Genomic DNA, 24,382 nt, shown 5'->3' with positions numbered 1-24,382 from the left:
GCCGAATGAAAAAATTTTTGTTTGCGCCGGCGTCCACGGAGCCGGGCTAGGGAGTCCTAGTAGGTAAGGGCGGCATTCCCGCAGCCCGTTCACTTCCAAGGAACCCTATCCATGCAGATTAACCGGAAAACCCGAAACATTACGAAGTACCTCAAGCACCTCCAGCCGTCCGAGCTGTACATGCTCGGCTTGATCGTCCACCCCGGCGTCGAGACGCGGCTGAAAAATCTCGGCTTCGATGTGCCACTCGTCCCCGGCCAGCGCGTACTGCCCCCGGCGCGTAAGGGGCCGGCATGCCGACGCAACGCCGAGGGCTTCGACATCATCCACCGCGACCGGCCGAAAGAAACCGCCTACCGCCAAGTCGTCTGGACTTGGACGCAGTTTGCGGGTCGCAACCACACCGAGGAGAAGTCCAAGGTGGTTGACGTCCCGTACCAACGCTACCCCCGCACTCACGTCTTGCCCTACAGCATCGAGTTGGAGGTAAAGGTCCGCGCCGATGGTCAAGCCTACGTCGTCGCAGGCCCGTTCATCAACGACGAGTCCAGCACGATGGTGGCGACCAACAGCGCCAACATGATGCGCGAGGCACTCGGCGGTTTCGAAGTGCTGGACAAGAACCTGACCAGCTGGGTCAATGCCCCCATAAGGCGCCTGCACTGGCAACTCCTACCCCCGGGGCGCAACCCGTGGGAGTCCGCATTGCCCGCCCTCGAAGATGTGGTCGAGCATGCTCCTGCGGGAAATCAGGGAGTCCTACGTGCCCGCTTGTCTGCCGTAGGGGCCAAGAAACCGGACTTCGTGGCCATTGGCCTTGGAGGTTTCGAGGGTTACGCCGTCTTCGGCTTCGCACGATGGAAGCTGTGCGTCTTGGAATGCCCGCACGTGAACAACGCCACTTATGTGCTACCGATGGAATCTTGGGAGCACGTCGCGCAGATGACCAAGGCAGAGATCCTCGACGCCGGAGCTCATATTGCGCGCATCGTGCACACACGGCACTGGTTCGATGCACTCAACTCAGTGCTAACCGACGGCCGAAAGGCGGCGTAGTGCGCAGATGGCGAGACGGCGCCGCGGAAGCCGTCGGCCGAATCACGTATCCCCACATAGATTCTGGTGGACGCATTCGTTAGGAAAACAATGCCTGATAAAGCTCCTATTAACGACTTCAGCCGTTTTTGGCGCCAGACTCGGCTTCCCGTGATATTCCAACGGCAACGTCCCGCTCCGTTGCTAGTCCGTCTTCCCTACGCGCAAGACAATAAAGTTTGGCTTCGAAATGGCGAGAGAAACAGACCGGCTTGGGATAAAGAGAACGGAGCTTGGGAAGTTCCCCAAGCTTGGTTTGAGCGAACAATTCGCTTAGCTTTTGAGCGATACCGCGCGTGCTATGTCATTCAGCTCTACCGAGAAAAGGAGGTTTGCGCTGCGGCGTGTTGGAATGCAGTTGGTGCAGACTGCGAATGTTCCTGTATGGGCGCAAATCACAGTTCAGGTCGTCCCATCGGCCGCTGGTATGAAGTCGACGAAACCTTCGCAGTCATGTGGGGGATACAGCGTTATTCAGTTCGATTGCTGAAAGCGCAGTGAGGTCCGACACCAGTCCTGCGGACTTCTACCTATCCATCCACCACCGCCCTTCTCTCTCGAAATCCCAGAAATTCGCCCCCGCACATAGCCCTGCAATCCGCCGCAGCGCTCGCCCCACCAACCCCACCAACCCCACCAACCCCACAACCGCACTCACCGTGCTCAGGGCGCCGGGTACTCCCCGCAGCGAAATAAAGGAGGAGGCCGAAGGCCGGGGGACATTCGCGGAGGGGAGTACCCGGCGCCCTGTGCACACGCCCCGAAAGCCGCTCCAAGAGCCAGCCCCAGGGCCACCCGGCTAAGGAAACCCCCGATACATGAATGGTCATGGACCCCCTAGCATCGGTAACAGCTTCCCTGTCGAGGTGTACGGAACGCGTCCCGGCGTCCGCCCGGTGACATGGCGTTCGTGCGTGCCTCACTGACCATCCTGCGATGACAACTCCACCCGAGTCCGGCCCCACGCTGGACGCCGCCAGCCCCCTTCCCCCCGACATCGAAGCCGCAGACGAACCGACCAAGGTTCCCCTTGCCATCGAGGACTGGCTCACGGTCATCATCATGGGCGCGCTGGCGCTCATCACCTTTGCCAACGTCATCGTTCGCTACTTCACCGACTCTTCCTTCGCCTGGACGGAAGAGTTCTCGGTGTTCCTCATGATCATGCTGGCGCTGGTGGCCGGCTCGGCCGCCGTGGCGCGCGACCGGCACATCCGCATCGAGTACTTCTCCGAAAGCGGCTCGATGGCGCGGCGCAAGCGGCTCGCGCAGTTCGGCGCGCTGATGATCGCGGTGCTCTTCACGCTCATCGGCGCGCTCAGCATCCGCATGGTGTGGGACGACTACCGCTTCGAAGAGACCACGCCCGGCATCGGCTTGCCCGCCTGGTGGTATTCGATGTGGCTGCCCATCGTGTCCTTCGCCATCGCGCTGCGGGCCGTGGGCCTCATGATCCGGCGCGGTCGCGAGACGAACTACGACTCGGACGGCAAGGGCGACGCATCGTGATCGCCACCCTGCTCTTCGTCGCCTTCGTCGTGATGATGCTGGTGGGCGTGCCCATCGGCGCCGCGCTGGGCCTGGCGGGCGCCGCCTGCATCGCGCTGGCCAACAGCGACGCCCAATGGTTCGGCCTGCTGGCCGTGCCGCAGAACTTCTATGCGGGCCTGGGCAAGTATCCGCTGCTGGCCATTCCGATGTTCGTGCTGGTCGGCTCCATCTTCGACCGCTCGGGCGTGGCGCTGCGCCTGGTCAACTTCGCCATTGCCATCGTGGGGCGCGGCCCCGGCATGCTGCCGCTGGTGGCCATTGCGGTGGCGATGTTCCTCGGCGGCATCTCGGGCTCGGGCCCGGCCAATGCGGCAGCGGTGGGCGCGGTGATGATCGCGGCCATGTCGCGCGCGGGCTACCCCGCGCCCTACTCGGCCAGCGTGGTGGGTGCTGCGGCGGCCACCGACATCCTCATTCCGCCTTCGGTCGCCTTCATCGTCTACTCGGTGCTGGTGCCCGGCGCCTCGGTGCCGGCGCTGTTCGCGGCGGGCATGGTGCCCGGCGTGATGGCGGGCCTGGCGCTGATGATTCCGGCCGTGTGGCTCGCCCGCAAGCACAAGATGGGCGCGCTCGAGGCCACGCTGCCGCGCCCGCCCTTCTGGAAGAGCTTTCGCGAAGCGACCTGGGGGCTGGCGGCGCCGGTGCTCATCTTGGGCGGCATGCGCGCGGGCTGGTTCACGCCCACCGAGGCGGCAGTGGTGGCGGTGTTCTACGGCCTCTTCGTGGGCATGTGCATCCACCGGACCATCAAGGTGCGCGACCTGTTCGTCATCCTGCGCGAGTCGGGCGAGCTCTCGGCGGTGATCCTGCTGGTGGTGTCGCTGGCGGGCATCTTCGCGTACTCGCTTTCGACGCTGGGTGTGATCGATCCGGTGACGCGCGCCATCGTGAACTCGGGGCTGGGCGAGTACGGCATCCTGGCGCTGCTGATCTTGCTGCTCATCACCGTGGGCATGTTCCTCGACGGCGTGTCGATCTTCCTGATCTTCGTGCCGCTGCTGCTGCCCATCGTGCAGTACTACAAGTGGGACCCGGTTTGGTTCGGCGTGATCCTCACGCTGAAGGTGGCGCTGGGCCAGTTCACGCCGCCGCTGGCGGTCAACCTCATGGTGTCGTGCCGCATCGCGAAGGTGCGCATGGAAGAAACCGTGCGCTGGGTGGGCTGGATGCTGTTCTCGATGTTCGTGGTGATGGTGCTGGTCATCGTCTTCCCCGAACTGGCTTTGTGGCTGCCGCGCAAGCTGGGGTATTGAAATGCGGGCAGCCGAACGCAGAGGGCGCAAAAGTTTCGCGAAGGTCGCAGAAGGAAGACCCAAATTTTTCAGAACTTCTGCGACTTCTGCGAGACCTTTGCGACTTCTGCGTTCGGCTGTTCCGCTGTCCGTTTTTTGACAACGAGGAGATAGATCAGATGAAAATCCGCCGCACCCTGCTCGGCCTCGCAGCCGCAGCCACCGCCCTCGGCATGTTCTCGTCCGGCGCCATGGCGCAGGCCGCCTACAAGCCCGAGTACAAGATGTCGCTGGTGCTGGGCCCGCCCACGCCCTGGGGCCAGGCCGGGAAGATCTGGGCCGACCTGGTGAAGGAGCGCACCCAGGGCCGCATCAACATCAAGCTGTACCCGGGCGTGTCGCTCATCCAGGGCGACCAGACGCGCGAGTTCAGCGCGCTGCGCCAGGGCGTGATCGACATGGCCGTGGGCTCGACCATCAACTGGTCGCCGCAGGTCAAGCAGCTCAACCTGTTCTCCATGCCCTTCCTGATGCCCGACTACGCGGCCATCGACGCGCTCACGCAGGGCGAGGTCGGCAAGGAGATGTTCAAGACGCTCGACAAGGCCGGCGTGGTGCCGCTCGCATGGGGCGAGAACGGCTTCCGCGAGATCACCAACTCGAAGAAGCCGATCAAGTCGCCGGCCGACATCAAGGGCATGAAGATCCGCGTGGTCGGCTCGCCCATCTACTCCGACATGTTCACCGCGCTGGGCGCCAACCCCACGCAGATGAGCTGGGCCGATGCGCAGCCCGCACTGGCCAGCGGCGCGGTCGACGGCCAGGAGAACCCGCTCTTCCTGTTCACGGTGCTGAAGATGCAGACCGTGGGCCAGAAGTTCGTGACCACCTGGGGCTACGTGGCCGACCCGCTGGTGTTCGTGGTCAACAAGGAAATCTGGGCCTCGTGGACGCCGGCCGACCAGGCCATCGTGCGGCAGGCCGCCATCGACGCGGGCAAGGAAGAGATCGCCATCGCACGCAAGGGCCTGGTGGAAGCCGACAAGCCGGTGCTGAAAGACATCGCCGGCATGGGCGTGACCGTGACCAGCCTCACGCCCGACGAGCGCGCCGCGTTCGTGAAGGCGACGCGGCCGGTGTACGACAAGTGGAAGTCGACCATCGGCGCCGATCTGGTGGCGAAGGCCGAGCAGGCGATCGCTGCACGCAAGAAGTAAGGGCGACTGCTACCGCGCCTGCTCAGGCGCGGTAGCGGCTGGGGTTCGCGCCAGCCACCTTCTTCATGAGGCGCCGCAGTGCCGTGGCGTCCTGATAGCCCACCGCCCCCGCCACCTGCTCGACCGTCATGCGGCTGGATTCGAGCAGCGCGCGGGCGCGCCGCAGCCTCACGCTCTGCACCAGCGCCTGGGTGCTCTTGCCGGTGGCCCTGTGGATGTGGCGCGAGAGTGTGCGCTCCGACATGCAGAACTCGCGCGCCAGCTCGCTCACCGCAGGCGCCTCGGGCAATGCCGATTCGACGCGCGCCGCGAGCCGCGCCACCAGGTCGTTGCCGCTGGCCAGCACCTCCGCCGCGATGAACGGCGCCTGCGCCTGGCGGCCGTCGATCAGCAGCATGCGCGAGACCAGATCGGTGAGCGCACTGCCGCAGCGCTCGCGCAGCAGGTGCAACATCAGGTCGGTCTGCGCGAAGGCGGCGCCTGCGGTGACCACGGGGCCGTCGGAGCAGACCATGCGGTCGGCATCGACGGTGCAAGCGGGTGCCATGCGTGCGAGCAGCGGGGCATACCACCATGAGACCGTCGCGCGCCGGCCCTGCAGCAGGCCGGCGGCGTTGAGCAGGAACACGGCCGAGCACGAGGCCGCGACCTGGCCGCCTGACTTGGCGTGGCGCGCGAGCGCGGCGATGGCCTTGGCTGCGTCGTCGCTTTCGAGGCATCGACGGATCTCGCCCGGTGTGTTGAGGCCGAGCCCCGGCACCACCCAGGTGGAGCGATCGTCGCGCGGGCGCACGGGCAGGCGCGTGGTGTCGAGGCTCATGCCCGCGCGTAGCGGCACCGGTCCGCCATGCACCGAGCACAGGCGCCAGCGGGGCGGCGCGACGCCTGCGCGGTCGGCCATCGCTTCGGCCGCGCCGAGGACGTCCATCGTGACCGCGACGCTGGAGTTGAAGGCGCCGGGCAGCACCAGCACGGTGAAGTCATGCATCTGGAGGGTTGGCCGATAAAGCCTCAAAGGAGTCGAATTGGACACTGCCATTCTGGCGACGCCGAACGTCCAATACAAGCTTCGCGGCTTTCGCAAGACCTGAACGGCAAAGGAACTCCATGTCACAGCAACGCCCCCTGACCGAAGACGACCCGCTCGACGACTTCACCGCACGCCAGATCACGCTCGATGGCATCGAGAAGAAGCTCTACGTCATGGGCCAGGGCCCGGCCGTGATCGTGATGACCGAGATGCCCGGCATCAGCCCGCACGTGGCGCGCTTCGCGCGCTGGGTGCGCGATGCGGGCTTCAGCGTCTACATGCCGTCGCTCTTCGGCCGCGACGGCGCCGTGCCCGGTGCGGAAGAAGGCATCGCGGTGTTCAAGCGCGCCTGCGTGAGTGCCGAGTTCCGCGCCTTCGCGGCCAACGAGTCGAGCCCGGTCACGCAGTGGCTGCGCGCGCTGGCGCGGCTCGCACATGCCGAGTGCGGCGGGCCCGGTGTCGGCGCGATCGGCATGTGCTTCACCGGCAACTTCGCGCTTTCGATGATGCTGGAGCCCGCAATGCTCGCGCCGGTGATGTGCCAGCCCTCGCTGCCGATGGACAACCCCGGCGCGATGAATGTGGCGCCCGAGGAGCTAGTTGCAGTGCGCGAACGGCTGGAGCGCGAAGACCTGACCGTGATGGCCTACCGCTTCGAGGGCGACAGGCATTGCAGGGCGCAGCGCTTCGCGGCCTTCCAGCAGACGCTGGGCGAACGCTTCGTGGCGCGCGTGCTGCCCGACAGCGCGGCCAACACCCGGACGCCGCCCTTCTTCGCGCAGGTGGTGGCGAGCCCGCACAGCGTGGTGACAGCGCACCTGATCGACGAGGCGGGACAGCCCACGGTGGCTGCGCGCGACGAGATACTGGACTTCTTCGCGCGGCGGCTGCGGCCATCGGGCGCTATCGGGAGCTGATCGAGCGGCGTTTTCGCAACAGGCGGTGCGCGGCGTCCGGGCGCCGCGGATGAGACCTCGTCGCGTGCTTTGCGCACTTTCCGTTTCGCTTGCGCGCGGGCTCTAAAGCCTCGGTCTACGCGCCGTTGCGGGTGGTCGCGCGGGAGCCGAAAATGCGTGCGCGATCAGGTGTCCGCGGCGTGTGTTGCTCTGGCAGACTGACTTGAAAGGCGCACCCTTCTTCAGCGCCTGCAAGGAGGTTCCTCATGCATTCCAGGGCTGCTGCAGCGGCAACGCCGTCGTCATTGCCATCGCGCCTCGCGGCGACGATCTTCCCGGTTCTTCTTCTCGGACTCGCCGCCCTCTTGACCGCCAGCCTCATCGCCCCGAAGGCCCACGCCGCCGACGCCAGCACTGCCGCCACAGCAGCGGCCACGACGCACACGCTCATCATCGACACCGACCCCGGCGCCGACGACGTGATTGCGCTGCTCTTCGCCATGGCGTCGCCCGAGCAACTGAAGATCCAGGCGCTGACCACGGTGGCCGGCAACGTGCCGCTGGCCAAGACCTCGCGCAACGCACGCCTGGCGCGCGAGTGGGCGAAGCGCCCCGACATCGCCATCTACGCCGGCGCGCCGCGCCCGCTGCTGCGCACGCCGATCTACGCGGCCGACATCCACGGCAGCGAAGGCATCACCGGCGTGAAGGTGCACGAGCCCAGCCAGCCGCTGGCCGAGGGCAACGCGGTCGACTACCTGATCCGCACGCTGCGCGCCGCGCCCGAGAAGAGCGTGACCCTCGCGATGCTCGGCCCCGAGACCAACCTCGCGCTGGCGCTCACGCAGGCACCCGACATCACGCGCGGCCTGCGCGAGCTGGTGCTCATGGGCGGCGCGCACTTCAACGGCGGCAACATCACGCCCACGGCGGAGTTCAACGTGTTCGCCGATCCGCACGCGGCCGAGATCGTGCTCAAGAGCGGCGTGCCCATCACCATGCTGCCGCTGGACCTCACGCACAAGGTGCTCACGAGCCCCGAGCGCATCGCCAGGCTGCGCGGCCTGGGCAACCAGGCCGGCAAGACCGTGGCCGACATCCTCGACGCCTACGTGCAGCACGACATGCAGTACTACGGCCTGCCCGGCGGCCCGGTGCACGATGCGACAGTGGTCGCCTACCTGCTGCAGCCCTCGCTCTTCAGGGGCCGCAAGGTGAACGTGGAAGTCGACAGCCGCGAGGGGCTGGGCTTCGGGCAGACGGTGGTCGACTGGTACGGCGGGCTGAAGAAGCCGGCCAACGTGAACTGGATCGCGGAAGGCGATGCGCAGGGGTTCTTCGATCTGCTGACGCAGAGGATTTCGCGGTTGTCTTGACGGTCCCTGCTTCAGATCGCCGCTTCGCCTTCGCGCGAAGCCTTCAGCCCGGAATGTTCGGTTCCACCAGCTGAGCCAGCGAGACCAGCGACTCCTGCCACCCCAGGTAGCACATCTCCGTCGGGATCATTTCGGGAATGCCCTCCTGCACGATCGAGACGTCGGTGCCGCAGGACACCTCGGTCAGGACCACGGTGGTCTTCATCGTGCCCGGAAGGTTCGCGTCGTCGAAGGCAGCGTCGTAGGCGATGCGCTTGCCCGGAGCGAGTTCGAGGTACTTGCCGCCGAACGAATGGCTGTTGCCGGTACCGAAGTTGGTGAATGACATGCGCCAGGCGCCGCCTACCACCGGCTCCATCGCGTGGACCTTGCCGACGAAGCCGAAGGGCGGCAGCCAGCGCTCGAAGGCGCCGGGCTGGACGAATGCGCGGTAGACCTTGTCCGGCGAGGTACGAAGGACGCGATGCAGACGGACGGTGTTGGTAGCCATGATTGATTGCTCCTGAAGAAAATCGAGGACGACCCTCGATAGCACGTCGGATGAGCCTGATGAAAATCGACAGGCGCCGAGATCAGAGAAAACCCTTAGACCCCAAACATGGCCTGGCCGAGAGCAAAAAAGCCGCGCTGCCCGAGGACAGCGCGGCTTTTGCTTCCTGGCCTTGCGGCAGCCGATCAGTGCTGCAGGATCTTGTTGAGGAAGTCCTTGGTGCGCGGCTGGCGGTTTTCCGGGTGGCCGAAGAACTCGTCCTTCGAGCAGTCTTCCAGGATGCGGCCGCCCACGTCGATGAAGATCACGCGGCTGGCGACCTTGCGGGCGAAGCCCATTTCGTGCGTGACCACCATCATGGTCATGCCTTCCTTGGCGAGGTTCACCATCACGTCGAGCACTTCGCCGACCATCTCGGGGTCGAGCGCCGAGGTGGGCTCGTCGAACAGCATGACGATGGGGTCCATCGACAGCGCACGGGCGATGGCCACGCGCTGCTGCTGGCCGCCGGAGAGCTGGCCCGGGAACTTGTCCTTGTGCGCCATCAGGCCCACGCGGTCGAGCATCTTCAGGCCGCGGGTCTTGGCCTCGTCGGCCGAGCGGCCGAGCACCTTGATCTGGGCGATGGTGAGGTTCTCGGTCACCGACAGGTGCGGGAACAGCTCGAAGTGCTGGAACACCATGCCGACCTTGGAGCGCAGCTTGGGCAGGTTGGTCTTGGGGTCGTGCAGCGGGATGCCGTTGACGGTGATCTCGCCCTTCTGGAAGGGCTCGAGCGCGTTCACGGTCTTGATGAGCGTGGACTTGCCGGAACCCGACGGGCCGCACACCACCACCACGTCGCCCTTGGCGATGCTGACGGAGCAGTCGTTGAGCACCTGCACCGGGCCGTACCACTTCGATACGTTCTTGATTTCGATCATTTTTTCGGACATTTCTTTCTCCGGTTAGCCACTCAAACTGTCAGCGGATGATGGCGATTTTCTTGTGCAGGCGTTTCACCAGCCAGGAAAGGGCGTAGCACATGACGAAGTACACGACGGCGGCCAGCAGGTAGGCCTCTTCAGGACGGCCGAAGTTCTTGCCGGCGGTCTCGAAGCCCTTGAGCAGGTCGTAGGCGCCGATGGCGTAGACCAGCGAGGTGTCCTGGAACAGGATGATGGTCTGCGTGAGCAGCACCGGCAGCATGTTCCGGAAGGCCTGGGGCAGGATGACCAGCTTCATGTTCTGGCTGTAGGTCATGCCCACGGCCATGCCGGCGAAGACCTGCCCGCGCGGGATCGACTGGATGCCGGCGCGCATGATCTCGGAGAAGTAGGCCGCCTCGAAGCAGATGAAGGTGATGACGGCCGAGGTTTCGGCCCCGATGGGGCGGCCGATCACGAAGGGCACCAGCAGGAAGAAGCCCAGGATCACCATCACCAGCGGCACTGAGCGCATGCCGTTGACGTAGGCCGCGGCGGGAAAGTCCAGCCACTTCTTGCCCGACAGGCGCATGAGCGCCAGCAGGGTGCCGAAGAAGATGCCGCCCAGCGTGGCCACGGCCGTCAGGACGACGCTGAAGTAGAAGCCTTTCAGCACATAGGTGCTGATGAGGTTCCAGTTGTAGAAGGAAAAGTCGAGATTCATCATGTCAGTGGCCCCCCGTGCCGCCGGCGGCGACGAAGCCCGGCACGCGCACCTTGCGCTCGATGAAGGTCATGATGCGGTTGATCAGCATGGCGCTGATGACGTAGAGAGCGATCACGCCGATGTAGATCGGGATCTGGGCCGAGGTCTCTTCACCGGCCTGCAGGTAGAACTGCGTAAGCTCGGGAATCGACACCGCGAAGGCCACCGACGAATTCTTGAAGATGTTCATCGATTCGCTGGTCAGCGGCGGCATGATGATCCGGTACGCCATGGGCAGCAGCACGAAGCGGTAGTACTGCGGCGTCGTGAAGCCCACGGCCATGCCCGCGTAGCGCTGGCCGCGCGGGAGCGCCTGGATGCCCGAGCGCAATTGCTCGGCGATACGCGCCGAGGTGAAGAAGCCCAGCGCGCAGACCACCAGCACGAAAGGCGGCAGGTCGCGCATCGGCGGGATCATCTTGGGCAGCACGAAGTACCAGATGAACACCTGGACCAGCAGGGGGACGTTGCGGAACAGTTCCACCCACGCGTTGCCGAACCGGACCAGCCAGGGGCTGTCGGGCAGCGTGCGCAACGTGCCGATGATCGAGCCCACGACCAGCGCCAGGAACAGGGCCGTGAGCGCCACGCTCACGGTCCAGCCCCATGCAGTCAACATCCATTGCAGATAGGTCTGGTCCGATCCGCGTGCGAAGCAGCTTGCGACCACTTCATTGGTGAGCGTGTCCTGGCAAAAGACCGACATGTCCAGGTTCAGCATCCATCCTCCTTCGCGGGTCAGGGCCCGCGCCCATTGCATCGAAAAGCCCGCGTCGGCAGGGTGCCGCGCGGGCTTGGCTTTTCAGGTCTCGCGACGCCTTACTTCGGGGCGTAGGCTTCCATGGGCTTGTCGTTCGGGTTGGCCCATGCGGCCTTGGTGCCTTCCGAAGCCGGCATGTTCAGGTTGACGTTGTTCGGGGGGATCGGCTGCATGAACCACTTGTCGTACAGCTTGGCCAGCGAGCCGTCCTTGATCTGGCGCACGATGCTGTCGTCGACGGCCTTCTTCAGCTTGGCGTCGCCCTTGGGCAGCATGCAGGCGATGGGCTCGACCGACAGCACTTCGCCGACGATCTTGAAGTCCTTGGGGTTCTTCGACTTGGCGGCGTTGGCGGCCAGGATGGAGCCGTCCATCACGAAGGCATCGGCGCGGCCCGATTCGAGCAGCAGGAAGCTGTCGGCGTGGTCCTTGCCCATGACTTCCTTGAAGTCGACGCCTTCGGCGCGCTTGTTCTTGCGCAGCGTCTGGACCGAGGTGGTGCCGGTGGTGGTGGCCACGACCTTGCCCTTCAGGTCGGCGATGCCGTTGATGCCGGAATTGGCCTTGGTGAGGATACGGATTTCTTCCACGTAGGTGGTGTAGGCGAAATCGACGTCCTTCTGGCGGGCCGCGTTGTTGGTGGTGGAGCCGCACTCGAAGTCGATGGTGCCGTTCTGGACCAGGGGCACGCGGTTCTGCGAGGTGATCACCTGGTAGTTGATGGTCAGGGGCTTGCCGAGGTCCTTGCTCAGGTCCTTGATGATGTTCTCGGCCATTTCGGTGTGGAAGCCGACGTACTTGCCGCCGCCCAGCGTGTAGGCCAGGCCGGAAGAGTCACGCACGCCCAGGTTCACTGCGCCGCGCTCCTTGATCTTGGCGAGGGTATCGGTGGCCTGCGCGAACGCGCCGGTTGCCACGAACGCCGTCACTGCCAGCGCGAGCAATTGCTTTTTCATCAGAAGACTCCTTGGGAAATAGACAGAAAGAAACAAATTCTAGACACACACCGTGCTTGGGCACATCGGTAACCACCCCGGTGCACGGCACACTGAATGTGCAGTTTCGCGCAGGGGTGGGCGCCCGTCTGGTGCGAGGGCCTCTTCATGACGCCGATGGCAGGGGGTTAGCAGCCTTCGTGCCTGTCGGCACGGCCGCGGGGGGAACGGGTGCGGCCAATCTTACAGGTTGCGTCAGGTTCTCCGGCACCAGCAGCGCGTCCATCTCGGCACGGGTCATGATGCCCAGCGACTCGGCCACCAGGTCGATCGGCCCGCCCGTGGCCAGGGCGGTCTTGGCGATGAGCGCGGCCTTCTCGTAGCCGATGAGCGGGTTCAGCGCCGTGACCAGCGTGACCGACTCGCGCACCCGCTTCGCAAGGAACTCGCGGTTGGCCTCGATGCCCTCCACGCAGTTGTGCTGCAGCGTGGTGCACGCGCGGCCCAGGTGCTGGATGCTCTTGAAGAGGCTCCAGCCCATGATCGGCTCGAAGGCGTTGAGCTGCAGCTGGCCGGCTTCGGATGCCAGCGTCACGGTGATGTCGTTGCCGATGACCTCGAACGCCACCTGGTTCATGACTTCCGGGATCACCGGGTTGACCTTGCCCGGCATGATCGAGGAGCCCGCCTGCCGCGCCGGCAGCCGGATCTCGCCGAAGCCGGCCTGGGGGCCGCTGGAGAGCAGCCGCAGGTCGTTGCAGGTCTTGCTGAGCTTGGTCGCCACGCGCTTGAGCACGCCCGACAGCTGCACGAAGGCGCCCGTGTCCTGCGTGGCCTCGACCAGGTTGGCGGCCTGCTTCAGCGGCACGCCGGTCTGCTCGGCGAGGTACTGGCAGGCCAGGTTCGCGTAGCCGTGCGGCGCGTTGATGCCGGTGCCGATGGCGGTGGCGCCGAGGTTGATTTCCTCGATGAGGGCGCGCGCCTCGCGCAGGCGGGCCTCGTCCTCCTCGATCATGACGGCGTAGGTCAGGAACTCCTGGCCCAGCGTCATGGGCACGGCGTCCTGCAGCTGGGTGCGGCCGATCTTGAGGATGTCCTTGAACTCCAGCGCCTTGGCCTCGAAGGCGCGGCGCAGCGAGGCCATCGACTCGAGCAGCCGGCCGATGGCGAACCACAGCGCCAGGCGCACCGCGGTGGGGTAGACGTCGTTGGTGCTCTGGGAGGCGTTGACGTGGTCGTTGGGGTGCAGCACGTCGTAGCGCGCCTTCTCGTGGCCCAGCTTCTCCAGCGCGAGGTTGCAGATGACCTCGTTGGCGTTCATGTTGGTCGAGGTGCCGGCGCCGCCCTGGATCACGTCGACCACGAACTCGTCGAGCAGCTTGCCCTCGACGATGTCGTCGCAGGCCAGGATGATGGCCGCGGCGCGGTCGCGGTCGATGGCGCCGAGGTCGGCGTTGGCACGGGTGGCGGCCTTCTTCACGTAGGCCAGCGCGCGCACCAGGTCGGGCATGGCCGAGATGCGGGTGCCGGAGATGGGGAAGTTCTCGACCGCTCGCGCCGTATGCACGCCCCAGTAGGCGATGGCGGGGATCTGCTTCTCGCCGAGGAAGTCGTGTTCCGTCCTGAAATTGGAGCTCATGGGAGGTTCCTCGGCTTAAAAAAAAGCACGCGCAGGGCGCGTGCCGTGGGTTGGGATCGTGACAGCGAAAAGCAGCCGCGACTGTAGTGGCGCCGGATTCGGTGCGCCAATGCCTTTTGCGGGAGGGCCTATGCGCGGCATTTATAGATTGTGCGATGCACAAATTCCGGTGAAGCCGCCCTGCCGTCAGCGCTGCGGCTGGGTGCCGACGAGATAGGACCACAGCGCATCGGCCGTGCGCTTGGGCTGCAGGGTGTCGGCCGCCTTCAGCGCGGCGCGGCCGGCGCCGGCCTTGAGCGGAGCCGGCGTGCCGGGGCGTTCCCGGTACGCGCGGATCTCCATGGTGGCCTCCAGGCTGTCGATCTCGGGCGGCAGCGCGCTCACCAGCTTGCGGGCCTTGATCTCCTTGCGCACCGCGCTCTGCGGCAGGAAGGCGATGCCGTGCCCTTCGAGCGCCATCACTTTCAGGCCCTCGGCCATGTCGGTCTCGTACACGCGGTCGAGGTGGATGGCGGTGCCCGATTCCTTCAGCAGCTGGTCGACCACGCGGCCCAGGTAGGCGCCCGGCGCGTAGCCCAGGTACGGAAGCGGCTGGCCGGGCCGGCCCGGCAGGCGATAGCGCGGCGCGCCCTCGGTGTCGGCCTTGACCCAGGGGGCCACGGTTTCCTGGCCGAGGCTGACCATCTCGTACTTGTTGGCATCGAGCTGCAGCGGCTGCGAGGGGTGGTGGTAGGCGATCAGCAGGTCGCAGCTGCCTTCGACGAGCCGCAGCACCGCGTCATGCACGTTGAGCGCGATCAGCCGGCTCTTGATGGGCCCGAAATGCTCCCGCAGGCTGGTCACCCAAGAGGGAAAGAAGGTGAAGGCCAGCGTGTGCGGCACCGCGATCTCGATCACGTCCTGCCCGGCGGCCGAGTGGCCGCGCAGCATGGCGCGGGTGCTCTGCAGCGACTGCAGCATCTCGATGGCCTGGCTGTAGAGCGTCTGGCCCGCGGGCGTGAGCCGGGTCGGGTACGAGCTTCGGTCCACCAGGTCGGTGCCGGCCCAGCCTTCGAGCGCCTGGATGCGGCGGGAGAACGCCGGCTGCGTCACGTGCCTCAACTGGGCCGAGCGGCTGAAGCTGCGGGTTTCCGCAAGGCTGATGAAGTCTTCGAGCCACTTTGTTTCCATACGCGGCGATTATGCGAGCGCCGCGCCATACTGGGCGCCCCCTCCTTTTCCCTCATCCGCCATGCCTCAAGCCGACCTGCTCGACCTCAGCGCCACCGAACTCTCCCGCCGCATCGCCGCGCGCGAGGTGTCCTGCCGGGAACTGATGCAGGCCTCGCTGGCCCGCATCGAGGCGCTGAACCCGCGCTTCAACGCCATCGTGTCGCTGCGCGATCCGCAGCAGTCGCTGGCCGAGGCGGACGAGCGCGACGGCGAGCTGGCACGTGGCGAACGGCGCGGCTGGATGCACGGCTTTCCGCTGGCGGTGAAGGACCTGAGCCATGCGGCCGGCCTGCCGACTTCGATGGGCTCCCCGCTGTCGCCGCGCTCCGCTGCCCGCGCAGACAGCCTGCACGTGGCGCGCGCCAGAGCCGCCGGCGCCATCGTCATCGGCAAGACCAACACGCCCGAGTTCGGGCTCGGCTCGCACACCTACAACCCGGTGTTCGGCATCACACGCAACGCCTATGCGCCCGAGCGCAGCGCGGGCGGCAGCAGCGGCGGCGCCGCGGTGGCGCTGGCCCTGGGCATCCTGCCCGTGGCGGACGGCAGCGACATGATGGGGTCGCTGCGCAACCCGGCCGCCTTCAACAACTTGATCGGCATGCGCCCCTCGCGCGGACGCGTGCCGGGCAACCCCGACGAGGAACTCTTCTTCCAGCAGCTGGGCTGCGAAGGCCCGATGGCGCGCACGGTGGAAGACGCGGCGCGGCTGCTGGCCGTGCAGGCGGGCTTCGACGGACGCGTGCCGCTGTCGTCGCCGCATGCCCTGCCCTCGCCCGACGAACTGCGGCTGGAGGGCGACGCCAAGGGCCTGCGCATCGGCTGGCTCGGCAGCATCTGGCCCGACCTGCCGCTGGAAGCCGGCATCCGCGAGCTCGGCGAGAAGGCACTCGGCACCTTCCGCGACATCGGCTGCGAGGTCGAGCCCTGCACGCTCGACGTGCCTCGCGAGCACAACTGGAGCGCCTGGCTGCGACTGCGGCAGCTGCTGGTGGGCGGCAAGCTGGGCGCCTACCTGAGCGATCCGAAGCTGTTCGCGCAGCTCAAGCCCGAGGCGCAATGGGAGATCGAGCAGAGCCGGCACCTCGACGCGGCCTCGCTCTACCAGGCTTCGGTGTACCGCTCGAACGTGTACCGTGCCTTTCTCAAGCTCTTCGAGCGCTTCGACTTCGTGCTGGCGCCGACGGCGCAGGTCTTTCCCTTCGACGCCGAGCTGCACTGGCCTTCCGAAGTGGCCGGCGTGAAGAGCGACACCTATCACCGCTGGATGGAAATCGTCACGCCCTTCACGCTGGCAGGGCTTCCGACGCTGAACGTGCGCGCGGGTTTCGGCGAAGGCGGGCTGCCGATGGGACTGCAGCTGGCGGGGCCGATCCATTCGGACCTCGAGGTGCTGCGGCTCGGGCATGCGTATGACCAGGCATGCGGCTGGGCGGCGCGCCGCCCCTCGGTATTGGCTTGACTCCCTCCCCCGGCGGGGGAAGGAGCAGATGCATCAGATCGGCGTGACGACGCCGCGCCCCGCGAAGTGCCCTTCGGCATTCGCGAGGAAGTGGTCCACCGACTTCTGCGTCGCCTCGGGCGACCAGCCCGCCATGTGCGGCGTGAGCAGCACGTTGTCCAGCCCGATCAGCGGCTCGGGCCGCTTCGGCTCGCTCTCGTACACGTCGAGGCCTGCACCGGCGATGCGGTTCTCGCGCAGCGCCGCGGCCAGCGCCTCGGTATCGACCACGCTGCCGCGGCCGATGCTCACCAGGTAGCCCTGCGGCCCCAGCGCGTCGAGCACTTCGGCATTGACCAGGTGCTTCGTCGCCGGGCCGCCCGGCGCGGCCAGCACGAGGAAGTCGGCCCATGCGGCGAGCGACTTCAGGTCGTCGAAGTAGCGCTGCGACACGCCTTCCTTCGGCTTGCGGTTGTGATAGCCCACTTCCATGTCGAAGGCCGCGGCGCGCTTGGCGATCTTCTGGCCGATGGTGCCCATGCCCAGGATGCCCAGCTTCTTGCCCGACACGTTCGGCGGCTGCGGAATCGCTTCGCGCCACACGCCTTCGCGGCACAGCCGGTCGAGCTTGCGGAACTCTCGCACGATGCCGATCAGGAGGCCGAAGGCATGGTCGGCCACGCAGTCATCGTTGGTGCCGGCACCGTTGGCGGTCGCGATGCCGCGGGCGCGCGTCACCTCGAGCGGCACGCCTTCGTAGCCCGCGCCCATGCAGCAGACCAGCTCCAGCGCGGGCATCGCGTCGATCTCCTCGGGCGTGATGCCGATCACGCCGATGGTCAGCACCGCACGAAACTTCCTGCCGTGCTGGGCAATGGCAGCCGCGCGCTGCCCGGGGTCGAAGGCGTAGGTCATGTCGTAGACCTCGGCGATCTGGGCCTGGTGGGCGCTCGAGAGGCTGTTGAGCACCAGCAGGGGGATCTTGTTCGGCACGTCTGAACTCCTGGAATCGATAAAAAAGAAGGAACGGATGATCGCGCTACATCAGCGGTGCTGCTTCGCTCTTCTGCAAAGCCCACATCTGCGCGTAGCGCCCCTGCTTCGCGAGCAGCTGCGCATGCGTGCCGCGCTCGACGATCACGCCGCTTTCGAGCACCAGGATCTCGTGCGCATCGACCACCGTCGACAGCCGGTGCGCAATGACCAGCGTGGTCTTGCCCTGCGCGGCATTCTTGAGTTCGGACTGGATCGCGCGCTCGTTGGCCGAGTCGAGCGCCGAGGTGGCCTCGTCGAAGATCACGATCGGCGGGTTCTTCAGCAGCGTGCGCGCGATCGCCACGCGCTGCTTCTCGCCGCCCGAGAGCTTCAGGCCGCGCTCGCCCACGGTCGTTTCGTAGCCCTTGGGCGTGGCGACGATGAAGTCGTGGATGCGCGCGGCGCGGGCGGCGGCTTCCACCTCTTCACGCGTGGCGCCCGGGCGGCCGTACGCGATGTTGTATTCGACGGTGTCGTTGAAGAGCACCGTGTCCTGCGGAACGATGCCGATGGCCTTGCGCACGCTCGACTGCGTCACTTCGCGGATGTCCTCGCCGCCGATGGTGATGCGGCCTTGCTGCACGTCGTAGAAGCGGTACAGCAGCCGCGCGAGCGTCGACTTGCCCGAGCCCGAGGGGCCGACCACAGCCACCGTCTTGCCGGCCGGGATCTCGAAGCTCACGTGCTTGAGGATGGGCCGGGCGGGCTCGTAGGCGAAGCTCACGTCCTCGAAGCGCACCGTGGCATCCACGCCGGCCAGCGGCTGCGCGCCGGGCGCGTCGCGCACCTCGCGCTCCTTCTCCATCAGCACGAACATCTTGTCGAGGTCGGTCAGGCTCTGCTTGATCTCGCGGTAGATCACGCCCAGGAAATTGAGCGGAATGTAGAGCTGGATCATGAAGGCGTTGACCATCACCAGGTCGCCTAGCGTCATGCGCCCGTCGACCACGCCCGAGGTGGCGCGCCACAGCATCAGCACCAGGCTGATGGCGATGAGCGCCTGCTGGCCGGTGTTGAGCATGCTCAGCGTGCGCTGGCTCTTGATGGCGGCCTTGCGGTAGCGGTCGAGGCTTGCGTCGTAGCGGCCGGCCTCGAAGTCCTCGTTGTTGAAGTACTTGACGGTCTCGTAGTTCAGCAGCGAATCGACCGCGCGGCTCTGCGCCACCGAGTCGAGCTCGTTCATGGTCTTGCGGAACTTCGTGCGCCACTCGGTCACGGTAACGGTGAAGACGATGTACAGCACCAGCGCCGCCACCGTGATCCACACGAAGAAGGCGTCGAACTTCACGCCCAGGATGGTGAGCACCAGCACCAGCTCGATGATGGTGGGCACGATGCTGTAGAGCGACATCGAGATCAGCGAATGCACGCCGCGCGTGCCGCGCTCGATGTCGCGCGTCATGCCGCCGGTCTGGCGCTCCAGGTGAAAGCGCAGGCTCAGCGAATGCAGGTGGCGGAACACCTCCAGCGCGATCTGCCGGGCCGTGCCCTCGGTGGCCTTGGCGAAGATCAGCTCGCGCAGTTCGCTGAAGAGCGAGGTCGAGAAGCGCAGCAGCCCGTAGGCCAGCAGCAGCCCGATGGGCACGATGAGCAGCGCCTGGGCCAAGTCCGGAGCACCGGGCTTGGGCGTCATCGTGTCGACCAGGTTCTTCAGCAGCACCGGCACGCCGACGTTGGCCACCTTGGCGCCGACCATGAAGGCCAGCGCGGCGAGCACGCGCCACTTGTACTGCCAGAGATAGGGGAACAGCCGGCGCAGGGTCGCCCAGTCGGAGCGATCGCCTGCGGGTGCCGGCGCTTGGCCGCCGGCGGCGTGGGAGGAAGGAAGGGCTTCGCCGCTGCGGCGCATGGGGGACAATCGTGGTTGCTTGTTTGTTCCAGATTGTGCCCATGTCAGATACTTCCAGTGCCGCCTCCACGGCCGCCGCCACCCTCAAGAGCCTGCCCACCGACATGGAGCTGGTGCTCAAGGTCATTCCGATGCCGGCGGACTGCAACGCCAACGGCGACATCTTCGGCGGCTGGGTCATGGCCCAGTGCGACCTGGCCGGCTCCGTCATCCCCGCGCGCTACGCCAAGGGCCGGCAGGCCACGGTGGCGGTCAACGAGTTCATCTTCAAGCAGCCGGTGCGCCTGGGAGACATCCTGTCGTTCTATTCGAAGCTGGTGCGCATCGGGCGCACCTCGGTCACCGTCACGGTCGAAGTCTTCGCCGAGCGCTTCCGCGCGCAGGGCGAGTACATCAAGGTGACGCAGGCCACCTTCACCTACGTGGCCATCGACGACAACGGCCGTCCGAGGCCGATCGAGAAACCGGACGCCTGATTCGCGGCTGAAGGAGCCGGACAGCCGAACGCAAAGGGCGCGAAGGTTTCGCGAAGGACGCGAAAGAAAAACCAGATTTCTTTGGATTTCTTCTGCGATCTCTGCGGAACCTTCGCGCCCTCTGCGTTCGGCTGTCCGCTCCCCCGAAACCTCAAACCCCAGGGTCGCGCACCCGCTCGAAACGTTCGAACTCGCGGTTGACCCACCGCCCGTCGCGCCGCTCCACACGGCGGATGTACACCGTCTGCACGATGTCGCGGGTGTGGGCATCGATCTCGACAGGCCCGCGCGGGCTTTCGAGCTTCAGCCCGCGGAACGCATCCACCAGCCGCTCCCCGCCCGCGTTGCCGCGTGCGGCGGGCGAGGCCATCGCGGCGTCGATGGCCTCCAGCGCGTCGTGCGCCGCGACCGCGAAATAGCCGGGCCGCAGATGGCTGCCGTATTCGGTCTCGAAGACGCCGGTGAAGCGCCGGTTGGCCGGCGAGTCGTGGGCGAAGGAATAGTGGTGGCTGGTGACGAGGCCGTCGGCCAGCTCGCCGATGCCTTCCAGGTAGTGGTCGTCGGTGGCGTCGCCCGTGGCCAGCAGGCGGATGCCGGTGTCGGCCATGCCCCGGTCGCGCCAGAACTTGAGAAAGGTGGTCGGCATCTGCCCCGAAGGCAGGAAGAAGAACACCGCCTGCGGCTTCAGTTCGCGCAGCCGCAGCATGTAGGCCGAGTAGTCCAGCGTGGCCAGCGGCACCCGCAGCATCGCGCCGATGCGGCCGCCGCCCGCGGTGAAGCCCGAGACGAAGGCGCTCTCGGCATCGACGCCCGAGGCGTAGTCGGCCACCACGGTGCAGACGTCGCGCAGCCCCTGCTGCAGCGCCCATCGGGCCAAAGGCATCGTGACCTGCCCGATGGTGAATGACACGCGCACCGCATACGGGCAGCGCACCGTGATGCCCGAGGACGCCGCGTTCATCACGATCAGCGGCAGCCTGGCCTGCGTGGCAACGTTGCCGACGGCATAGGCGTTGGAACTGAAGTCCAGGCCCGCGAGCAGTTCGACGCGCTCGCTTTCCACAAGGTCGAGCGCCTGGCGGCGGGCCTGGTCGGGAGCACTGCCCGGCACGTCGCGCCGCAGCAGTTCGACCGGCCTTCCGGCGATGTGCTGGTTGTGCGCCGCGAGCCACACGGACATGCCGGCATCGAACTGCCGGCCGCCGCCCGCGTAGGGGCCGGACCATGAACCGATGACGCCGATGCGCAGCGGCCGGATGCGCGCCAAGGCCAGCGAGGGGGCGGCCAGGGTGCCGGCCAGCAAACCTAAAGTACGCCTGCGCGAGATGCCGGATGCTACTTTTTCAGTAGCACCATTCGCCCGGTGGACGGGCGTCGTAGGCGTTCTTGTCTCCAGATCTTGCACGCCGGCCAGTGTAAGCGCGCAAGCGTCCGCAGACGACGCAGACCCTCTTCAGACCTTGCTGAAATCCGGCTTGCGCTTTTCCATGAAAGCGCTGAAAGCCTCCCGCGCAGCCGGTTCGCGCAGCATGCGCCCGAAGCTCGCGCCCTCCTCGCCCATGCGCTCCAGCACGGCGGGCATCTGGCCCTTCTTCAGCAGGCGCTTGGTTTCCACCAGCGCGCTCAGCGGCTTGGCCGCGAGCTTGCGCGCCTGCGCCTGGGCGATGGCGTTCGCCTCGGTCGGCGGCACCACGCGGTTGACCAGGCCCACTTCGAGCGCAGCCTCGGCCATGAAGGGTTCGCCCAGCAGCAGCGCCTCGGCGGCGCGGTGGTAGCCCAGCATCTGCGGCACCAGCAGGCTCGAAGCCGCCTCGGGGCACAGGCCGAGGTTCACGAAGGGCATCGAGAAGGCGGCGTTGTCGCCCGCGTAGACGAGGTCGCAATGGAACAGCATCGTGGTGCCGATGCCGACGGCCGGACCGCACACCGCCGCGACGAGCGGCTTGGGAAAGGTCGCGATGCCCCGAAGGAAGCGGAACACCGGCGATTCCTGCGTGGCCGGCGGTGCATTGAGGAAGTCGCCGATGTCGTTGCCCGCGCTGAAGATGGTCGGGTCGCCCTGGATCAGCACGCAGCGCACGGCCGCATCGGTTTCGGCTGTGGCCAGCGCGTCGGCCAGTTCGGCGTACATGTCGCTGGTGATCGAGTTCTTCTTGTCGACGCGGTTGAAGGTGATGGTCATCACACCGGCTTCGGTGTGGACGAGGATGTCGCTCATAAAAAGATCCTTGAATGAAACGGGTGGTGCCGCCCTCAGGCGGCGTCGAGTGCTTCGCGTACGAAATCCAGCCGGTCCTGGCCCCAGAACATTTCGTCGCCGACGAACATGGTGGGCGCGCCGAACACGCCTCGCTCCACGGCTTCCTGGGTGACGGCCTTGAGCCGGTCCTTGGTTTCCTGCGCACCGGCCAGCGCGAGCAGCGCGGGCGCGTCGAAGCCCGCATTCTGCAAGACGGCGCCGACGGTCGCCGGGTCGTTCATGTTCCGGGGCTCCACCCACATCGCATGGTAGACCGCGTCCACATACGCGCCGAAGCGCTCGGGCTCCTTCATCTGGATGCCGGTGGCGCCGCGCATCAGCAGCAGCGTGTTGATCGGGAAGTGCGGGTTGTGCGCGAACGGCACGCCATAGCGCCTTGCAAAGCGCTGGAGGTCCGTCGTCATGTACGGTCCCTTGGGCTTGATCTCGGCCGGCGAATGGTTGCCGGTGGCCTGGAACACGCCGCCGAGCAGCATGGGCTTCCACACCAGCTGCGCGCCGGTGTCGGCGCACACGTGTGGGAGCTGCGTCGCGGCCAGGTAGGCGGCAGGGCTGCCGAAGTCGAAATAGAAGTCGACGGATTTCGTCATTGCTCTTGTCTCCTTCCTGGAATACTTCAGAACTTCTCGGACCACGGGCGCAGGTCGAGCTCGTGCGTCCAGGCGTCGCGCGGCTGCGAATGCAGCATCCAGTAGCTGTCGGCGATGTGGTCGGGGTTCAGGATGCCGTCGCTGTCCTTCAGCGCGTAGCGCTCGGGGAAGTTGCTGCGGATGAATTCGGTGTCGATGGCCCCGTCGACCACCACGTGCGCCACGTGGATGCCCTGCGGCCCAAGCTCGCGCGCCATCGATTGGGCCAACGCGCGCAGCGCCATCTTGGCGCCGGAGAAGGCGCCGAAGTTGGCGCCGCCGCGCAGCGAGGCCGTGGCGCCGGTGAAGATGATCGTGCCGCGATGGCCGCTCCTGGGCATCTCGCGCGCCACCATGCGCTTCGCCACCTCGCGCCCGTTGAGGAAGCCCGAGAAGCAGGCCATCTCCCACACCTTGAAGTACTTGCGCGCGGTCTCGGTGAGGATGCTCTCGGGCACGTTGGCGCCGATGTTGAACACCATCACCTCGATGGGCCCGATGGTCGATTCGATCTGCTCGACGAGCGCGACCACTTCCTCTTCCTTGCGCGCGTCGCATGCGAAGGCGTGCGCGCGGCCGCCGTCGGCCTCGATCTGCGCGACCAGCGGCTGCAGCTTGTCGAGGCTGCGCCGCGTGACGCAGGTGGCGAAACCTTCGCGCGCGAAGCGGCGGGCGATGGCGCCGCCGGTGGCGTCGCCGGCGCCGACGATGAGTGCGGCTTTCTGCAGGGCGGCCATGTCGCTATTCCTTGTAGTAGACGATCTGGTTCGAGGTGGCGAGCAGAACGCCCTTCTCGCTCCACAGATGCGCCGTCTGGTCGAAGAAGCCGTTGAAGAACTGCTGGCCCGCGGCGCGGCCCAGCAGGTAGCCGGTGCCGACTTCCGCGAGCTGCTGCGGCCCGGCATGGAAGTAGGTGGTGATCGACACCGTGCCCGCCGGCACGTGCTTCGCGCGGCGCAGCCACACGCGCGGATAGAACATGTCGCTCATCGCGGCCAGCGATGCGAAGTCCAGCGGCCTGGGCTCGGCGTCGCGCAGCCAGATGCGGGTTTCGCTGTGGCTCAGGCTCTCGTCCCAGTTCGCGGGAATGCCGCCGCTGAAGGGGCGCATCTCGTACTGCTTGATCCACGCCACGCCCGAGGGGCCGATGCTCATGCGCTCGACCGTCTCGGGCCTGGGCGACTCGGGCATGGGCATGTCGCTCTCGCCCCAGGTCTCGCGGCGCGCGGCGGTCACCACCGTGGCGGTGGTCGTAATGTTGGGCGCCCCGCTGGCGCCGGCCTGCGTGATCTGCACCGTCCAGTGCTGCGTGGAGCGGTTGGTGCGCACGGCCGTGGCCTGGATGTCGAACGCGCCGGCTTCGAGCGCCGCCGCGTAGTTGACCGTGATCGCGATGGGCGTGCCCAGCACGTCGGGGTGCTGCATCACCGACTGCAGCGCGAGCGCCGCGGTGGTGCCGCCGAAGGGCCCGACCATGTTCCAGTAGTCGGGGCTGGTCATGCCGGTGAAGTGCCCCACGCGGATGTCGCTGTGGTGGATCTTCAGGGCCTTGTCGAAGGGGTGCGTGCTCGTCGTCATGGCGGCAGTG

At 66.5% G+C, this 24,382-nt stretch carries 23 protein-coding genes; 8 read left to right on the top strand and 15 right to left on the bottom strand.

Annotation, left to right across the window (positions count from 1 at the left end):
• Positions 1-111: 111 nt before the first annotated feature.
• The 4 genes from ABL838_RS04330 (at position 112) to ABL838_RS04315 (ending at position 5,095) form a co-directional block, all read left to right on the top strand.
• Positions 112-1,056, top strand: coding sequence for a hypothetical protein (locus ABL838_RS04330; RefSeq protein WP_418124358.1), 945 nt, complete (start codon positions 112-114; stop codon positions 1,054-1,056).
• A 975-nt stretch (positions 1,057-2,031) separates the two neighbouring features.
• Positions 2,032-2,604: a TRAP transporter small permease gene (locus ABL838_RS04325; RefSeq protein WP_418124356.1), complete on the top strand. Its 573-nt coding sequence runs from the start codon at positions 2,032-2,034 to the stop codon at positions 2,602-2,604.
• Complete coding sequence (locus ABL838_RS04320; protein ID WP_126021517.1) at positions 2,601-3,899, top strand: TRAP transporter large permease; 1,299 nt, start codon at positions 2,601-2,603, stop codon at positions 3,897-3,899. The genes ABL838_RS04325 and ABL838_RS04320 overlap by 4 nt, the downstream gene beginning before the upstream one ends.
• Before the next feature lie 158 nt (positions 3,900-4,057).
• Positions 4,058-5,095: a DctP family TRAP transporter solute-binding subunit gene (locus ABL838_RS04315; RefSeq protein WP_418124354.1), complete on the top strand. Its 1,038-nt coding sequence runs from the start codon at positions 4,058-4,060 to the stop codon at positions 5,093-5,095.
• A gap of 22 nt (positions 5,096-5,117) precedes the next feature.
• On the opposite strand, the gene ABL838_RS04310 is transcribed toward ABL838_RS04315, so the two are convergent.
• The gene (locus ABL838_RS04310; RefSeq protein ID WP_418124352.1) at positions 5,118-6,083 is read right to left on the bottom strand and encodes a GlxA family transcriptional regulator; all 966 of its coding nucleotides are present in this window, start codon (positions 6,081-6,083) and stop codon (positions 5,118-5,120) included.
• A 119-nt stretch (positions 6,084-6,202) separates the two neighbouring features.
• Between ABL838_RS04310 and ABL838_RS04305 the strand changes: the two genes are divergently transcribed.
• Entirely contained in the window at positions 6,203-7,042 is an 840-nt protein-coding gene (locus tag ABL838_RS04305) for a dienelactone hydrolase family protein (RefSeq protein ID WP_418124351.1), read from the top strand.
• 245 nt (positions 7,043-7,287) lie between these two features.
• A complete protein-coding gene (locus ABL838_RS04300; RefSeq protein ID WP_418124350.1) occupies positions 7,288-8,397 on the top strand; it encodes a nucleoside hydrolase in 1,110 nt (369 codons plus the stop codon).
• 43 nt (positions 8,398-8,440) lie between these two features.
• On the opposite strand, the gene ABL838_RS04295 is transcribed toward ABL838_RS04300, so the two are convergent.
• The 7 genes from ABL838_RS04295 to ABL838_RS04265 all read right to left on the bottom strand — a co-directional run bounded on the left by ABL838_RS04295 (position 8,441) and on the right by ABL838_RS04265 (position 15,062).
• Entirely contained in the window at positions 8,441-8,887 is a 447-nt protein-coding gene (locus ABL838_RS04295) for an SRPBCC family protein (RefSeq protein ID WP_418124348.1), read from the bottom strand.
• Positions 8,888-9,072: 185 nt separating this feature from the next.
• The gene (locus tag ABL838_RS04290; RefSeq protein WP_126021710.1) at positions 9,073-9,810 is read right to left on the bottom strand and encodes an amino acid ABC transporter ATP-binding protein; all 738 of its coding nucleotides are present in this window, start codon (positions 9,808-9,810) and stop codon (positions 9,073-9,075) included.
• Positions 9,811-9,850: 40 nt separating this feature from the next.
• A complete protein-coding gene (locus tag ABL838_RS04285) occupies positions 9,851-10,519 on the bottom strand; it encodes an amino acid ABC transporter permease (protein WP_184634543.1) in 669 nt (222 codons plus the stop codon).
• A gap of 1 nt (position 10,520) precedes the next feature.
• Positions 10,521-11,279: an amino acid ABC transporter permease gene (locus ABL838_RS04280; protein ID WP_375792069.1), complete on the bottom strand. Its 759-nt coding sequence runs from the start codon at positions 11,277-11,279 to the stop codon at positions 10,521-10,523.
• A 98-nt stretch (positions 11,280-11,377) separates the two neighbouring features.
• Positions 11,378-12,274 (bottom strand): transporter substrate-binding domain-containing protein, encoded by an 897-nt coding sequence (locus tag ABL838_RS04275; RefSeq protein ID WP_126021523.1) that lies wholly within the window; start codon positions 12,272-12,274, stop codon positions 11,378-11,380.
• 145 nt (positions 12,275-12,419) lie between these two features.
• A complete protein-coding gene (locus ABL838_RS04270; RefSeq protein WP_126021524.1) occupies positions 12,420-13,892 on the bottom strand; it encodes an aspartate ammonia-lyase in 1,473 nt (490 codons plus the stop codon).
• A 186-nt stretch (positions 13,893-14,078) separates the two neighbouring features.
• Positions 14,079-15,062, bottom strand: coding sequence for a LysR substrate-binding domain-containing protein (locus ABL838_RS04265; RefSeq protein WP_418124346.1), 984 nt, complete (start codon positions 15,060-15,062; stop codon positions 14,079-14,081).
• Positions 15,063-15,123: 61 nt separating this feature from the next.
• Between ABL838_RS04265 and ABL838_RS04260 the strand changes: the two genes are divergently transcribed.
• Positions 15,124-16,566: an amidase gene (locus ABL838_RS04260; RefSeq protein ID WP_418124345.1), complete on the top strand. Its 1,443-nt coding sequence runs from the start codon at positions 15,124-15,126 to the stop codon at positions 16,564-16,566.
• Positions 16,567-16,599: 33 nt separating this feature from the next.
• Here the strand turns inward: ABL838_RS04260 and ABL838_RS04255 are convergent, their stop codons facing one another.
• Together ABL838_RS04255 and ABL838_RS04250 are read right to left on the bottom strand one after the other, a co-directional pair.
• Positions 16,600-17,538, bottom strand: a complete 939-nt coding sequence (locus tag ABL838_RS04255) for a 2-hydroxyacid dehydrogenase (protein ID WP_418124343.1) — start codon at positions 17,536-17,538, stop codon at positions 16,600-16,602.
• A gap of 46 nt (positions 17,539-17,584) precedes the next feature.
• On the bottom strand, positions 17,585-19,429 hold the full coding sequence (locus ABL838_RS04250; RefSeq protein WP_418125832.1) for an ABCB family ABC transporter ATP-binding protein/permease: 1,845 nt from the start codon (positions 19,427-19,429) through the stop codon (positions 17,585-17,587).
• 41 nt (positions 19,430-19,470) lie between these two features.
• Here ABL838_RS04250 and ABL838_RS04245 point away from each other — a divergent pair, with 41 nt between their 5' ends.
• On the top strand, positions 19,471-19,905 hold the full coding sequence (locus ABL838_RS04245) for an acyl-CoA thioesterase (protein ID WP_184634536.1): 435 nt from the start codon (positions 19,471-19,473) through the stop codon (positions 19,903-19,905).
• Between the two features lie 151 nt (positions 19,906-20,056).
• Here ABL838_RS04245 and ABL838_RS04240 read toward each other — a convergent pair whose 3' ends face one another.
• The 5 genes from ABL838_RS04240 to ABL838_RS04220 form a co-directional block, all read right to left on the bottom strand.
• A complete protein-coding gene (locus ABL838_RS04240; RefSeq protein ID WP_418125831.1) occupies positions 20,057-21,163 on the bottom strand; it encodes an ABC transporter substrate-binding protein in 1,107 nt (368 codons plus the stop codon).
• 195 nt (positions 21,164-21,358) lie between these two features.
• On the bottom strand, positions 21,359-22,123 hold the full coding sequence (locus tag ABL838_RS04235) for an enoyl-CoA hydratase (RefSeq protein WP_418124341.1): 765 nt from the start codon (positions 22,121-22,123) through the stop codon (positions 21,359-21,361).
• Positions 22,124-22,158: 35 nt separating this feature from the next.
• The gene (locus tag ABL838_RS04230; RefSeq protein ID WP_184634532.1) at positions 22,159-22,755 is read right to left on the bottom strand and encodes a 2-hydroxychromene-2-carboxylate isomerase; all 597 of its coding nucleotides are present in this window, start codon (positions 22,753-22,755) and stop codon (positions 22,159-22,161) included.
• A 26-nt stretch (positions 22,756-22,781) separates the two neighbouring features.
• Positions 22,782-23,531, bottom strand: coding sequence for an SDR family oxidoreductase (locus tag ABL838_RS04225; protein WP_418124339.1), 750 nt, complete (start codon positions 23,529-23,531; stop codon positions 22,782-22,784).
• 4 nt (positions 23,532-23,535) lie between these two features.
• Entirely contained in the window at positions 23,536-24,372 is an 837-nt protein-coding gene (locus tag ABL838_RS04220) for an acyl-CoA thioesterase (RefSeq protein ID WP_418124337.1), read from the bottom strand.
• Positions 24,373-24,382: the final 10 nt, after the last annotated feature.

Origin of the sequence: Variovorax sp. 160MFSha2.1 (assembly GCF_048305075.1) — a bacterium.
GTDB lineage: Bacteria > Pseudomonadota > Gammaproteobacteria > Burkholderiales > Burkholderiaceae_C > Variovorax > Variovorax guangxiensis.
The sequence above is the reverse complement of the archived record's forward strand: the minus strand, read 5'-3'. Positions and strand labels throughout refer to the sequence as shown.

Coding starts and splice junctions, on each gene's coding strand:
- ABL838_RS04330 (WP_418124358.1), top strand. CDS start 112: ATGCAGATTAACCGGAAAACCCGAAACATTACGAAGTACCTCAAGCAC.
- ABL838_RS04325 (WP_418124356.1), top strand. CDS start 2,032: ATGACAACTCCACCCGAGTCCGGCCCCACGCTGGACGCCGCCAGCCCC.
- ABL838_RS04315 (WP_418124354.1), top strand. CDS start 4,058: ATGAAAATCCGCCGCACCCTGCTCGGCCTCGCAGCCGCAGCCACCGCC.
- ABL838_RS04310 (WP_418124352.1), bottom strand. CDS start 6,083: ATGCATGACTTCACCGTGCTGGTGCTGCCCGGCGCCTTCAACTCCAGC.
- ABL838_RS04305 (WP_418124351.1), top strand. CDS start 6,203: ATGTCACAGCAACGCCCCCTGACCGAAGACGACCCGCTCGACGACTTC.
- ABL838_RS04300 (WP_418124350.1), top strand. CDS start 7,288: ATGCATTCCAGGGCTGCTGCAGCGGCAACGCCGTCGTCATTGCCATCG.
- ABL838_RS04295 (WP_418124348.1), bottom strand. CDS start 8,887: ATGGCTACCAACACCGTCCGTCTGCATCGCGTCCTTCGTACCTCGCCG.
- ABL838_RS04290 (WP_126021710.1), bottom strand. CDS start 9,810: ATGATCGAAATCAAGAACGTATCGAAGTGGTACGGCCCGGTGCAGGTG.
- ABL838_RS04285 (WP_184634543.1), bottom strand. CDS start 10,519: ATGATGAATCTCGACTTTTCCTTCTACAACTGGAACCTCATCAGCACC.
- ABL838_RS04280 (WP_375792069.1), bottom strand. CDS start 11,279: ATGCTGAACCTGGACATGTCGGTCTTTTGCCAGGACACGCTCACCAAT.
- ABL838_RS04275 (WP_126021523.1), bottom strand. CDS start 12,274: ATGAAAAAGCAATTGCTCGCGCTGGCAGTGACGGCGTTCGTGGCAACC.
- ABL838_RS04270 (WP_126021524.1), bottom strand. CDS start 13,892: ATGAGCTCCAATTTCAGGACGGAACACGACTTCCTCGGCGAGAAGCAG.
- ABL838_RS04265 (WP_418124346.1), bottom strand. CDS start 15,062: ATGGAAACAAAGTGGCTCGAAGACTTCATCAGCCTTGCGGAAACCCGC.
- ABL838_RS04260 (WP_418124345.1), top strand. CDS start 15,124: ATGCCTCAAGCCGACCTGCTCGACCTCAGCGCCACCGAACTCTCCCGC.
- ABL838_RS04250 (WP_418125832.1), bottom strand. CDS start 19,429: ATGCGCCGCAGCGGCGAAGCCCTTCCTTCCTCCCACGCCGCCGGCGGC.
- ABL838_RS04245 (WP_184634536.1), top strand. CDS start 19,471: ATGTCAGATACTTCCAGTGCCGCCTCCACGGCCGCCGCCACCCTCAAG.
- ABL838_RS04235 (WP_418124341.1), bottom strand. CDS start 22,123: ATGAGCGACATCCTCGTCCACACCGAAGCCGGTGTGATGACCATCACC.
- ABL838_RS04230 (WP_184634532.1), bottom strand. CDS start 22,755: ATGACGAAATCCGTCGACTTCTATTTCGACTTCGGCAGCCCTGCCGCC.
- ABL838_RS04225 (WP_418124339.1), bottom strand. CDS start 23,531: ATGGCCGCCCTGCAGAAAGCCGCACTCATCGTCGGCGCCGGCGACGCC.
- ABL838_RS04220 (WP_418124337.1), bottom strand. CDS start 24,372: ATGACGACGAGCACGCACCCCTTCGACAAGGCCCTGAAGATCCACCAC.